Below are 12975 nucleotides of genomic sequence, written 5' to 3' on the forward strand. Positions count from 1 at the left end.
CACATCATGACTCACAGTTAGGGCTCAGAAAGTCGAACAACTCTCGTGAGCGATAACACCAGCTATGCGCCTGGTTTACGGGTATCACCGGCATCAACGCATTGCACACCAGCACTTCGTCTGCGTCCGCCAGCGTTTCCAGCGGTTCAGTCACCACATGCAGCTCAAACGCCGATGCCGACAACAGCGCCATAATATGCCGACGCGCGACGCCGTCAACGCCGGCAAGCGATACATCCGGCGTGAAAACCCGCTTTCCCTTGCGCCAGAATAAATTAGCCGCACAGCATTCCACCAGCGCCCCGGAGGTGTCAAGCACCAGCGCCTCATCAGCGCCGGACTGTTCAAGATGCATGCGGATGAACACCTGCTCCAGCCGGTTTAGATGCTTTATCCCCGCCAGCCAGGCGCTCTGCGCCAGCGGAACCGGACTCAGCGCCAGTCGGATGCCGTCCTGACGCCATTGGGCGTAGTGTTGTGGGTACGCCGCCTGCATAACAATGCGCACCGGTTTGTGGCATCCCGCCGAGCTGTAGCCGCGGCCGCCGTTGCCCCGACTGATGATGGCTTTCACCACGCCGTCAACGCGGCCCTCGGCGGCCTGCTGCATCTCGTCGCTCAGTCGCTGCCAGTCCGGGTCGGGCAACAACAATTTTTCCGCCGCCTGCTGCAACCGCCGAATATGTCGCTCCAGCCATACAATACGGCCGTTCACAACCCTGGCCGTGGTAAAACAGCCGTCGCCAAACTGTACGCTGCGATCCGATACCGGCAGGCATTGCTCCGCTTTTCCGTCAATCCACCACATATTCGTCTCCTCGGCCAGGGTGCAAGCCTGTCAGTCGTCTGGGCGTCCAGCAAGCGGCAATATCCGATTTTCAGTCAGACAAAAAAAAGCCCGGCAGAACCGGGCTCTTCATTAAAACATCGCATCAGACTTTGCGGAACACCACGGAACCGTTGGTGCCGCCGAAACCAAAGGAGTTACACAACGTGTATTCCATATTGGCCACCTGACGAGCTTCGTGCGCCACGAAATCCAGATCGCAGCCTTCATCCGGGTTATCCAGGTTGATGGTCGGCGGAACAGCCTTATCGCGCAACGCCATAATACAGAAGATCGACTCCACCGCGCCCGCAGCCCCCAACAGGTGACCGATCATGGACTTGGTCGAGCTGACCAGTACGCGAGTATCCGCACCGAAAACCGATTTCACCGCTTGTGCTTCGGCTTTATCACCCGCCGACGTGGACGTACCGTGCGCATTGATATAACCCACCTGCTCCGTGGTAATACCTGCATCACGCAAGGCATTTTCCATCGCCAGCGCCGCGCCAGCGCCATTCTCCGGCGGAGACGTCATATGGTAGGCGTCGCTGCTCATGCCAAAACCGACGATTTCAGCGTAGATTTTCGCTCCGCGCTTTTTGGCATGCTCATATTCTTCCAGCACCAGAATGCCGGCGCCGTCGCCCAGCACGAAGCCATCGCGATCTTTGTCCCACGGACGGCTTGCCGCCTGCGGATTATCGTTGCGGGTCGACAGGGCGCGCGCTGCGCCGAATCCGCCAACACCCAGCGGCGTACTGGCTTTTTCCGCCCCGCCGGCCAACATAACATCGGCATCGTTATACGCGATAATGCGCGCAGCGTGGCCGATGTTATGCACACCAGAAGTACATGCGGTGGCAATGGAAATGGTTGGACCACGCAAGCCGAACATGATGCTCAGGTGCCCGGCGACCATGTTGACAATGGTGGATGGCACAAAGAACGGACTGATTTTACGCGGGCCACCATGCACCAGCGCGCCATGGTTTTCCTCAATCAGCCCCAGACCACCAATACCTGACCCGATAGCGGCTCCGATACGACTCGCATTGGCTTCCGTCACCTCAAGGCCTGAATCCTGCATGGCCTGAATGCCGGCTGCAACCCCGTATTGAATAAAGGCATCCATCTTGCGCGCTTCTTTGCGCGGGATGAAATCTTCACTATTAAAGTCTTTTACTAAGCCAGCAAAACGCGTTGCATAGGCACTAGTATCGAAATGATCAATCAGGCTGATGCCACTCTGACCGGCAAGCAGAGCATTCCAGGTTGACGCTACTGTATTGCCGACAGGAGATAACATGCCCAGACCAGTCACAACTACTCGACGCTTAGACACGCTGATCCTCCAGGGAGGGAAAAAAAGATACTGAGGTAGAAGAAAACTTAGGCGGTCGAGCGACCGCCTAGATATGTTCGATTACTGCTGATTAGCCTGAATAAAATCGATGGCTGCCTGAACAGTCGTGATTTTTTCAGCTTCTTCGTCTGGGATCTCGGTATCGAATTCTTCTTCCAATGCCATTACCAGCTCAACAGTGTCAAGAGAATCAGCGCCCAGGTCATCAACGAAAGAGGCATTGTTCACGACTTCTTCCGGCTTAACGCCCAGCTGTTCAACGATGATTTTCTTAACGCGTTCTTCGATAGTGCTCATACTCTTAAATTTCCTATCAAAACTCGCTTTCGCGATGGTTTTCGTAGTGTATAAAATGTTGAAAAAGATGCAACAAAATCAAGACTGGTCGAACCAAGATTTTGTGCTTTTTGCAGTTTTCGCTGCAAATTAACGCAAATTACGGTGTTGCTTATCAGATCATATACATGCCACCATTGACATGCAATGTTTCGCCAGTAATGTAACCCGCCTCATCAGAGGCTAAAAACGCTACAGCGCTAGCGATTTCTTTCGCATCACCCAGACGGTTGGCAGGAACATTCGCCAAAATGCCCACACGCTGTTCTTCTGTCAATGCCCGCGTCATATCGGTTTCGATAAAGCCCGGCGCCACCACGTTAACCGTGATGCCGCGAGACGCGACTTCCTGCGCCAGCGATTTGCTAAAGCCAACCAGTCCAGCCTTGGCGGCGGCATAGTTGGCCTGACCGGCGTTGCCGCGGGAACCGATGACAGACCCTACAGTGATGATGCGGCCAAAACGTTTTTTCATCATGGCGCGCAGCACCGCCTTGGACAGCCGGAAAACGGAGCTCAGGTTGGTATCCAGCACTTCCTGCCAGGCTTCGTCTTTCATACGCATCATCAGATCATCACGCGTAATACCGGCGTTATTCACCAGAATATCAATATCGCCGAACGCTTCTTTGATGCTGGCTAAAACGCTTTCAATCGAGGCGCTATCCGTAACGTTCAGCGCATAGCCTTTGCCTTTCGGCCCCAGCCACTCGCTGATATCCGCCGCCCCTTTGTCGCTGGTGGCCGTACCGATTACGGTGGCGCCGCGGGCAGCCAGCGTCTCGGCAATCGCCCGACCAATGCCACGACTTGCGCCCGTCACCAGGGCAATTTTTCCTTCAAAATTCATTATCTTCACCGTTTTTACTGTTCAAGCGCTGCCGATAAGGAAGCAGGATCATTAATCGCCGTTGCCGTGAGACTATCAACGATTCGTTTGGTCAGCCCGGTCAACACCTTACCAGGGCCGGTTTCCACCAGGGTAACCACACCCTGCGCGGCCATGTATTCGACACATTCCGTCCAACGGACCGGGTTATGCAACTGGCGCACCAGCGCGCTGCGAATCGCTTCCGGTGCGGATTCAGCGCGAACATCCACATTATTGACCACCGGTACGTCCGGCGCATTAAAGGTGATCGCTTCCAGCGCATCCGCCAGCTTACGGGCCGCCGGCTCCATCAGCGCACAGTGGGAAGGTACGCTGACCGGCAACGGCAACGCGCGTTTCGCACCCGCAGCTTTACAGGCTGCGCCCGCGCGCTCAACCGCTTCTTTGTTACCGGCAATAACCACCTGCCCCGGCGAGTTGAAGTTGACCGGCGAAACTACCTGACCTTGCGCGGCTTCGGCACAGGCTGCGGCAATCGCATCATTATCCAAACCGATGATGGCATACATTGCGCCGGTCCCTTCCGGTACCGCTTCCTGCATCAGTTTGCCGCGCAGTTCAACTAGGCTGACCGCCTGCTTGAAATCCAGAACGCCGGCGCACACCAGTGCAGAATATTCGCCCAGGCTATGGCCGGACATCAGCGTCGGCAACGCGCCGCCCTGCTGCCGCCAGACGCGCCACAGAGCGACTGACGCCGTTAACAGCGCCGGCTGGGTCTGCCAGGTCTTGTTCAGTTCTTCCGCCGGTCCTTGCTGGGAAAGCTGCCACAGATCATATCCCAGAACCGAGGAGGCTTCGTCAAACGTTTCTTTGATCAGCGGGAATTTTTCAGCCAGTTCAGCCAGCATACCCACCGACTGGGAACCCTGACCGGGAAATACCATTGCAAATTTCGTCATAGTCATACGTCCTGATAAATCAAAAACGAATCAGAGCAGAGCCCCAGGTAAAGCCGCCGCCAAACGCTTCCAGCAAAATCAACTGACCGCGCTGGATACGACCATCGCGGACGGCCTCATCCAGTGCGGAAGGAACGGAAGCGGCGGACGTATTACCGTGACGATCCAGCGTCACCACCACTTTATCCATGCCCATGCCTAGTTTTTTAGCGGTGGCGCTGATAATGCGCAGGTTTGCCTGATGAGGGACCAGCCAGTCGAGTTCGCTTTTATTCAGGCCGGACGCATCCAGCGTTTCTTCGACAATGTGGGCCAGTTCCGTTACGGCGACTTTAAATACTTCGTTGCCCGCCATCGTCAAATAAGCAGGCTGCGGTTCCTGGCGATCCGCATAAGGCAATGTCAGAAGATCGCCATAGCGACCATCTGCGTGCAGATGCGTGGAAAGGATTCCCGGCTCTTCCGAGCGGCCCAGCAAGACAGCGCCAGCGGCGTCGCCGAACAGAATCAGAGTGCCGCGATCGGCCGGGTCGAGCGTTCTGGACAAGGCATCGGAACCGATGACCAGTGCATAATCCACCGCGCCGCTTTTCACATACTGATCGGCCACGCTCAATGCATAGGCGAATCCCGCGCAGGCGGCGGCAAGATCAAAGGCGATCGTGTCTTTAATACCCAGCATCTGCTGGATCTGGCAGGCCGAACTGGGGAAAGCATGGCTGGACGACGTGGTCGCTACGATAAGCAAGCCTACCTGATTACTGTCGACTCCCGCCATGTCGAGCGCGTTCTGCGCGGCACGGTACCCCATGGAGGCAACGCTTTCATCTGGAGCAGCAATGCGGCGTTCGCGAATACCGGTACGTGTGACGATCCATTCGTCCGACGTATCCACCATTTTTTCTAAATCAGCGTTCGTCCTGATTTGTTCGGGCAAATAGCTTCCCGTTCCGAGAATCTTTGTATACATGTACGCTCAGTCACTCTTGGGTAATACAGCCTTTAGTCGCGACGCAATCCTCTCCGGGAGTTGCCGCTGCACCGTCTGCATCGCCTGTTCAATTGCAACAGCAAACGCATTCTGGTTTGCTGCACCGTGGCTTTTTATGACAGTTCCACGTAATCCTAACAGACATGCGCCGTTATAGTGGTCAGGGTTCAGGTGTCCAAACCGCCTGGCCAGACGCCGTTGCAACCAGCGCCCTAAAAATTTCAACCACCATGGCTGTGCTTGCCGACTTTCTCCCCTGCCGGACGAGCCCTTCAGGAGAGACAGAAACATTCGCACTACACCTTCCATGGTTTTCAACGTGACGTTTCCCACGAAACCGTCACAGACCATCACATCCGTTTTGCCGGTCAGTAATTCGTTGCCTTCCAGATAACCGATATAGTTAATCGAAGGCATGGTTTTCAGTTGCGCCGCTGCGCCCCGGATACTAGCGAGCCCCTTGCTCTCTTCTTCACCGATATTCAGCAACGCCACGCGCGGATTCTGCAATCCGAGCACTTCTTCCGCCATGACCGATCCCATCACGGCGAACTGCACTAACATTGCGCTATCGCAATCAACATTCGCGCCCAAATCCAGCACCACGCTCTTCCCGTGCTGCTGATGGGGCAGCATTGTCACCAATGCCGGACGATCAATCCCCTCAATGGGTTTGATCAATAATGTCGCCAGCCCCATCAATGCGCCGGTATTGCCTGCGCTAACGCAGGCCTGCGCTCGCCCTTCCCTGATCAACTCCAGAGCGATGCGCATAGATGTCCCCCGACTGGCACGAATAGCCTGGGATGGACGCGCATCGCCAGCTATTACCGATTCAGCCGGCACGATTTCCAAACGGGAAAATAAAGGGGAATCGACTTTAGCGAGTAATGGAGTAAGCGCAGAAGGGTCGCCAACCAGCAGCAGATGGAGGTCTGGATTAGAAGCCAGTGCCTGCAACGCTGCAGGCACTGTAATGCAGGGACCGAAGTCCCCGCCCATTGCATCTAACGCCAAGGTTAGGCGCGTCAAAGTGTTTCCTTGCTAAATCGCAGGAATTACTTGGCAACAACCTTGCGACCGCGGTAGTAACCATCCGCAGTGACGTGGTGACGCAGATGCGTTTCGCCGGAAACTTTATCTACGGATACAGCGGAAGTGGTCAGCGCATCGTGAGCACGACGCATACCACGTTTGGAACGGCTAGGTTTATTCTGTTGTACGGCCATGGACCTTACTCCTTAATTACTTACGCTTTAAACTGGCTAATACGGCAAATGGATTCGGTTTTTCCGCCTCGGCGGGTAACTGACCAAACACCATATCCGTTTCGGACACTTCACAGTGTTCAGAATCATGCACCGGCGCAATGGGCAAAGAGAGGATAAGCTCATCTTCAACCATCGCCAGCAAATCAACCTCACCGAACTCATTGACTTCGATAGGTTCATACGCTTCCGGCAAGGCTTCGGCCTGTTCATCACTGATGACCGGGCTAAAACAGAACGTGGCGTGGACCTGATGTTCGAAAGGCTTGCCGCAGCGCTGACACAGCAACGTCACCGTCACATCAGCCTGTCCATCAATCACCGCCAGCCGTTGGCTGTCAATGCTGAACGACAGCGTCGCATTCACATCACTGTCCACACTAACCACTGATTCGGCAACACGCATCACCTGTTCAGCCGTATAGACACCAACATAATCTAAACGCTTTTGAGCAGTGCGAACCGCATCAAGGGTTAAGGGTAATTTTACCTTTTGCATAGGGCGCGCATATTAACGTCGTAACGACGGAGAGTCAAAGAAAAAGGTGGCGATGTCAGTGCTTTCACCCAAATTTGCCTTCGCACACCCAAATTCGCTTCTAAAGCGGCAGACAGTTTAAAATGCATTCACTGATTACGCTATGACCTGGTTTGCATTTATGTCCCGAATTGTCCTTGCTTCCACCTCTCTGTACCGCAAAGCCCTGCTGGAAAAGCTGGGGCTGCCGTTTGTCTGCGCGGCGCCCGATATCGATGAAACTCCGGCCGACGGCGAAAGCGCCGGCGAACTGGTCGGCCGACTGGCGACCGGCAAAGCCCGCGCGCTGGCCGGGCGATATCCCGACAACCTGATCATCGGCAGCGATCAGGTCTGTGTGCTGGAGGGCGTCATCACCGGCAAACCTCACACCCGGGAAAACGCCATACGCCAATTGCAACAGGCCAGCGGGCGATGCATCACTTTTTATACCGGACTGGCCTTATTCAACAGCGCAACCGCGCGTCTGCAATGCGTAGTAGAGCCGTTCGAGGTGCATTTCCGTACGCTCAGCACATGCGAAATCGAACGCTATGTCGATTGCGAACATCCCTTTGACTGCGCCGGCAGCTTTAAAAGCGAAGGGCTTGGCATCGCGCTGTTTGACCGGTTATCCGGCCGGGATCCCAATACCCTGATCGGTTTACCGCTGATTACGCTGCTGGAATTATTGCGAGAGGAAGGCGTGAATCCGTTATTACCGTGATGATGGCGAGGTGCAAACCACGTCCCTGCGGGTAATCAGGGACGCGGCGCACGCTTATTTCTGGCGCTGCCGCAAAGCTTGCAGGCAATGACGCAAGGCGGCATCAAGCGGCGCTTCAATACGCAGCGTCTCACCGGTGTGAGGATGCTCAAAACGCAACGCCTGCGCATGCAGGAACAGGCGTTTGAGCCCGGTATCCGCCAGTTGGGCGTCGAATTCACGATCGCCGTAACGATCGTCGAACGCTATCGGGTGCCCGGCATATTGGGTGTGAACGCGAATCTGGTGGGTTCGCCCGGTAATCGGGCTGGCGCGCACCAGCGTGGCGCAATCGAACCGTTCTTCCACCTTGAACAGCGTTTCAGACGGTTTTCCTTCACTATTAACCCGGACGATACGTTCACCGCTTTGCAGCACATTTTTCAATAGCGGCGCCTGTACCGCCTTACAGTGCGACTGCCACTGCCCGCGGACCAGCGCCAGATAATCCTTCTGCATCCCCTTGCTGCGCAGTTGCTCGTGCAACGCACGCAGCGCCGAGCGCTTTTTAGCCACCAGCAACACGCCGGAAGTGTCACGATCCAGACGGTGAACCAGTTCCAGGAAGCGCGCTTCAGGGCGCAACGCTCTAAGAGCTTCAATCACGCCGAAGCTGAGTCCGCTGCCGCCGTGCACCGCCGTGCCCGACGGTTTATTCAGGAGCAACAGATAATCATCTTCATAAAGGATGCAATCAGCCAGCGCCGAGACTTTATCCAGGCTGGCGGAAACCGCCGGTTCTTCACGCTCCGACTGACGCACCGGCGGAATGCGCACTTCGTCGCCATCCAGCAACTTGTATTCCGGCTTGATGCGCTTTTTATTCACCCGCACCTCGCCTTTGCGCAGGATGCGATAAATCATGCTTTTCGGCACGCCTTTAAGCCGGGTGCGCAAAAAATTGTCGATTCGCTGACCGGCTTCCTCGGAGGAAACCGTCAGAAACTGTACGGTTGGGTTCTCTGTTTTCATGGAGGCGGATTCTAAATAGCACACACCGATAGCGCCACATCTTTTTCTATGCTTAACTGTCAGTCTGGCTTATGAAGATATTGTTACTGTTCGCATCCCGACTGATTTCAGCATCAACTGGTTTCAGTTTGGTTAAAAACAGCACAACAAACTTTATATTGACAGGCAAAGTCACCTTGCTATCGACGTATCAGCAATGGAATAATGCTTTGGCTTTCCGTGCTGATTTCCGGTAAAACAGGGGAAATTGCGGAATTATTATCTTTGCCGGATTACTCATAAACGCAGCAATGGCGTAAGACGTATTGAATAATCAGGCAGTTAGCGAGCTGTGGTTTGCAGCTTGGCCGGCATATGGAATCAGATCTGGCAACCTATTTTCAGAAGCTGTTCCCGCAGTAAATGCGCTGTATTCCATCAGGAAATACAGGCTACCGAAACATGCGCCTCTATGCAGGCGACAACCGTGAGGTTGACGCCCCTGCGATAAGACACGAGGCCATCGGTCCCCTCCGGTCATGCCTCCGTTCATCCGCAGCTCTATCAATAATGCAAGTAAAAATAACGAGTTAAGTACGATGAAAAGAATGTTGATTAACGCAACTCAGCAGGAAGAGTTGCGTGTTGCCTTGGTTGATGGTCAGCGGCTTTACGATCTGGACATTGAAAGCCCCGGTCATGAACAGAAAAAGGCAAACATTTACAAAGGCAAGATCACCCGCATAGAACCCAGCCTTGAAGCCGCTTTTGTTGATTATGGCGCAGAGCGACATGGCTTCCTCCCTCTCAAAGAAATCGCCCGTGAATACTTCCCCAGCAACTACAATGCGCATGGCCGCCCGAACATCAAAGATGTGCTTCGTGAAGGTCAGGAAGTCATCGTTCAGGTGGACAAAGAGGAGCGCGGTAACAAAGGCGCTGCGCTGACCACGTTCATCAGTCTGGCCGGCAGCTATCTGGTGCTGATGCCGAACAACCCGCGGGCAGGCGGTATTTCCCGCCGCATCGAAGGGGATGACCGTACCGAATTAAAAGAAGCGCTGGGCTCGCTGGAACTGCCGGACGGTATGGGCTTGATCGTCCGTACCGCCGGTGTGGGCAAATCCGCCGACGCACTGCAGTGGGATCTGGCGTTTCGCCTGAAGCACTGGGAAGCGATCAAGAAAGCGGCGGAAGGTCGTGCCGCGCCATTCCTGATCCATCAGGAAAGCAACGTTATCGTCCGCGCGTTCCGCGATTATCTGCGTCCGGACATCGGCGAAATTCTGATCGACAACCCGAAAATTCTGGAACTGGCCAAAGAGCATATCGCTGCGCTGGGGCGCCCGGATTTCAGCAGTAAAATCAAGCTGTATACCGGCGAGATCCCGCTGTTCAGTCATTATCAGATCGAATCGCAGATCGAATCCGCTTTCCAGCGTGAAGTACGTCTGCCTTCCGGCGGCTCGATTGTTATCGACACAACCGAAGCGCTCACCGCCATTGATATCAACTCCGCTCGCGCAACCCGCGGCGGCGACATTGAAGAAACCGCCTTTAACACCAACCTGGAAGCGGCGGATGAGATTGCCCGTCAGCTTCGCTTGCGCGACCTGGGCGGTTTGATCGTCATCGACTTCATCGACATGACCCCGGTCCGCCATCAGCGCGAAGTGGAAAACCGCCTGCGTGACGCGGTGCGTCAGGATCGCGCCCGCATCCAGATCGGCCGTATCTCCCGCTTTGGTCTGCTGGAAATGTCCCGTCAGCGTCTGAGCCCGTCACTGGGCGAATCCAGTCACCATGTCTGCCCGCGCTGTAGCGGCACCGGCACCATCCGTGACAATGAATCGCTGTCGTTGTCGATCCTGCGTCTGATTGAAGAAGAGGCGCTGAAAGAGAACACCAAAGAAGTCCACGCTATCGTACCTGTTCCCATCGCGTCTTATCTGCTTAACGAGAAACGTGAAGCGGTCAACGCGATTGAGAAACGTCAGGGGGGCGTTCGCGCCATTATCGTACCGCATGACGGTATGGAAACCCCGCACTACTCCGTACTGCGTATCCGCAAAGGCGAAGAAAAGCAGACCCTGAGCTATATGTTGCCTCAGCTGCTGGATGTCGAATCACAGCCCTCGCCGGAAGAACAGGTGTCCGAACGTCGGGTACCGGAACAGCCGGCTCTGGCGTCCTTCACCATGTCGGACATTCCGCCGGCTGAAACCAAGCCAGCCCCGGCGGTTGCCGCTCCGAAAGCGGAAAAACAACCGGCCTCTTCCGAACGCGGTCTGTTCGGTCGTTTTGTCGGCGCGCTGAAAGGCATCTTTGCCGCGCCGGCCGACGCCAAAGACAAACCGGCTGAAACTGTCGAATCGGCATCCGATGAGCAGGAACAAAAGCAGGAACGCCGAAACAACCGCCGCCAATCCGGTCGTCGCGAACGCACCCGCGACAATCGTGAGCCGCGCGAGCGTGACGAACAGCGCCGTAATAAGCGCACGCCGTCGCAGAACGCCGACATCGAAACCGCGCCGGTAGCGGAAGTCTCTGCACAAGACAAAGCCGCACGTGATGAACAACGTCGTGAGCAGCGCGCCGAGCGTCAACGCCGCCGCCAGGAAGAAAAACGTCAGGCGCAGAGCGAAGTTAAAGAGCTGAACACCGTGGCTGTCGACGCGGAAGACGCAGGTGCCGAGCAGGAAAAACCGGCACAGGTGATGCAGCGTCGTCAACGTCGCCAACTGGCCCAGAAAGTGCGGGTTCAGGACAGCGATGCCACAGAAGAGAATGTCGAAGCGCAGCTTCCCGCCGTTCCGTACGTTCAGGAACCGTCCGTGGTTGAAGTGACTGAACCTGTCGCATTGGCTGCTGAGGGAACTGATACGGAAAATGACGCGGCTGAAAGCAACCGCGAAAATGGTCTGCCGCGTCGCTCTCGCCGTTCGCCTCGCCATCTGCGAGTCAGCGGTCAGCGTCGTCGTCGTTACCGCGATGAACGCTACCCGGCGCAGTCGCCGATGCCGATGGCACAGGCTTCAGCCTCACCGGAAATGGCCTCAGGCAAAGTCTGGATTCGCTATCCGGTAGCCCAGCCGCAGCAACCAGAGCTGGTGGAAGAGCAGGTATCCGAGTCCATTGACGCCCCGCGTTCAGTCGTACCGGAACTGGCGGCAGCAGCGGTCGCTACGCTCCCGGAAGCGGTAGATGTTCTGGATACGGCTCCGGCAAACGCCCCGGCAACGGAAACGCCAGCCGTAGTATCCGCTCCGACGCAGCAAGAAACCGTGCAGAGCGAAGCGACTCAGGATCTCGGCGCCAGCGTACAGGAAGAAATTCCTCAACCTCAGGTAGCATCGGCGCCGGTACCACAACCCGTGGAAACCGCAGCTCGTGTTGAAGAGGCTGTCGAACAGGCTCCCGCCGCGGTTGTTGCTGATGAGGTTGTTGTTGCTGATAGCGACGCGACAACCAGCAGCGAACCCGCCGAAACGCAGGTAACTGAACAACCGCAGGTTATTCACGAGCCGGTGCAGGTTGAGAATACGCCAGTTGCTCAGGAGCCGGTTGCCGCGCCGGAGCCAGCTGAGACCACGACCGTAGTGTCGGCCCGCCATCACCATGCCGCCGCGCCGATGACTCGCGCGCCTGCGCCGGCATATGTTCCGGATGCACCGCGCGTCAGCGACTGGCAGCGCCCGACATTTGCCTTCACCGGTAAAGGTTCTGCCGGTGGTCATGCTGCCGAGAATCAGGCCAGCGCGCCAGCGACACGGCCGGTGGAATAATATAAAAAAAGCACCTCGCTTCGGCGGGTGCTTATTCCCATTAAATGCCCGTCCATGACGGGCATTATTTTTTCAGGCAATCGTCTGCAGCAACTTAATGTCCATGCCATCGATCTTGCCTTCCAGTTGAGCGACAAGCGCGCGAAAATGCGCAGTCTGCTCGTGCTCGTTGATAGCCTCCTGGCTTTTCCAGCGTTCGAAGAACACGAACGAGCCGGTTTTGTTCAACTCTTCATGCAACTCATACTGCAGATTGCCGGCTTCCTGACGGCTCGGCGCAACAACCTGCCGGACAGCGGCCGCAACATCGTTAATGAACTCCGGCTTAGCCTGAACGCTGGCGACGATACGAATTTCCATCATAATACTCCATGA

General features: G+C 55.9%; 13 protein-coding genes. 2 read left to right on the forward strand and 11 right to left on the reverse strand.

All coding sequences use genetic code 11. The features are described 5' to 3' along the window. Positions 1–4: 4 nt before the first annotated feature. From pabC to yceD, 9 genes are all read right to left on the reverse strand, one after another. On the reverse strand, positions 5–808 hold the full coding sequence (gene pabC, locus CPA59_RS14035) for an aminodeoxychorismate lyase (RefSeq protein ID WP_107759764.1): 804 nt from the start codon (positions 806–808) through the stop codon (positions 5–7). A 124-nt stretch (positions 809–932) separates the two neighbouring features. Continuing rightward, entirely contained in the window at positions 933–2171 is a 1239-nt protein-coding gene (gene fabF, locus CPA59_RS14040; protein WP_038919517.1) for a beta-ketoacyl-ACP synthase II, read from the reverse strand. Positions 2172–2252: 81 nt separating this feature from the next. Next, positions 2253–2489 (reverse strand): acyl carrier protein, encoded by a 237-nt coding sequence (acpP, locus tag CPA59_RS14045; protein WP_012765204.1) that lies wholly within the window; start codon positions 2487–2489, stop codon positions 2253–2255. A 154-nt stretch (positions 2490–2643) separates the two neighbouring features. Continuing rightward, a complete protein-coding gene (gene fabG / locus CPA59_RS14050) occupies positions 2644–3378 on the reverse strand; it encodes a 3-oxoacyl-ACP reductase FabG (protein WP_013318435.1) in 735 nt (244 codons plus the stop codon). Positions 3379–3392: 14 nt separating this feature from the next. Beyond that, positions 3393–4322 (reverse strand): ACP S-malonyltransferase, encoded by a 930-nt coding sequence (gene fabD / locus CPA59_RS14055; RefSeq protein ID WP_038919519.1) that lies wholly within the window; start codon positions 4320–4322, stop codon positions 3393–3395. 19 nt (positions 4323–4341) lie between these two features. After that, positions 4342–5292 carry a beta-ketoacyl-ACP synthase III gene (locus tag CPA59_RS14060; protein WP_038919520.1) on the reverse strand — a complete coding sequence of 317 codons (951 nt, stop codon included), beginning with the start codon at positions 5290–5292 and terminating at the stop codon, positions 4342–4344. A gap of 6 nt (positions 5293–5298) precedes the next feature. Continuing rightward, a complete protein-coding gene (plsX, locus tag CPA59_RS14065) occupies positions 5299–6345 on the reverse strand; it encodes a phosphate acyltransferase PlsX (RefSeq protein WP_038919521.1) in 1047 nt (348 codons plus the stop codon). A 26-nt stretch (positions 6346–6371) separates the two neighbouring features. Continuing rightward, entirely contained in the window at positions 6372–6542 is a 171-nt protein-coding gene (rpmF, locus tag CPA59_RS14070) for a 50S ribosomal protein L32 (protein ID WP_012769343.1), read from the reverse strand. A 16-nt stretch (positions 6543–6558) separates the two neighbouring features. Beyond that, entirely contained in the window at positions 6559–7080 is a 522-nt protein-coding gene (yceD, locus tag CPA59_RS14075; RefSeq protein WP_038668008.1) for a 23S rRNA accumulation protein YceD, read from the reverse strand. Positions 7081–7240: 160 nt separating this feature from the next. On the opposite strand from yceD, the gene CPA59_RS14080 reads away from it, so the two are divergent. After that, positions 7241–7825, forward strand: coding sequence for a nucleoside triphosphate pyrophosphatase (locus CPA59_RS14080; protein ID WP_038921030.1), 585 nt, complete (start codon positions 7241–7243; stop codon positions 7823–7825). A gap of 54 nt (positions 7826–7879) precedes the next feature. Here the strand turns inward: CPA59_RS14080 and rluC are convergent, their stop codons facing one another. Then, on the reverse strand, positions 7880–8836 hold the full coding sequence (rluC, locus tag CPA59_RS14085; RefSeq protein ID WP_107759766.1) for a 23S rRNA pseudouridine(955/2504/2580) synthase RluC: 957 nt from the start codon (positions 8834–8836) through the stop codon (positions 7880–7882). Between the two features lie 578 nt (positions 8837–9414). Between rluC and rne the strand changes: the two genes are divergently transcribed. Beyond that, a complete protein-coding gene (gene rne / locus CPA59_RS14095; RefSeq protein ID WP_107759769.1) occupies positions 9415–12600 on the forward strand; it encodes a ribonuclease E in 3186 nt (1061 codons plus the stop codon). Positions 12601–12672: 72 nt separating this feature from the next. On the opposite strand, the gene CPA59_RS14100 is transcribed toward rne, so the two are convergent. Continuing rightward, positions 12673–12960 (reverse strand): putative quinol monooxygenase, encoded by a 288-nt coding sequence (locus CPA59_RS14100; protein WP_033111932.1) that lies wholly within the window; start codon positions 12958–12960, stop codon positions 12673–12675. Between the last annotated feature and the right edge of the window lie 15 nt (positions 12961–12975).

It is taken from the genome of Dickeya sp. Secpp 1600, from assembly GCF_003049805.1.
GTDB lineage: Bacteria > Pseudomonadota > Gammaproteobacteria > Enterobacterales > Enterobacteriaceae > Dickeya > Dickeya fangzhongdai.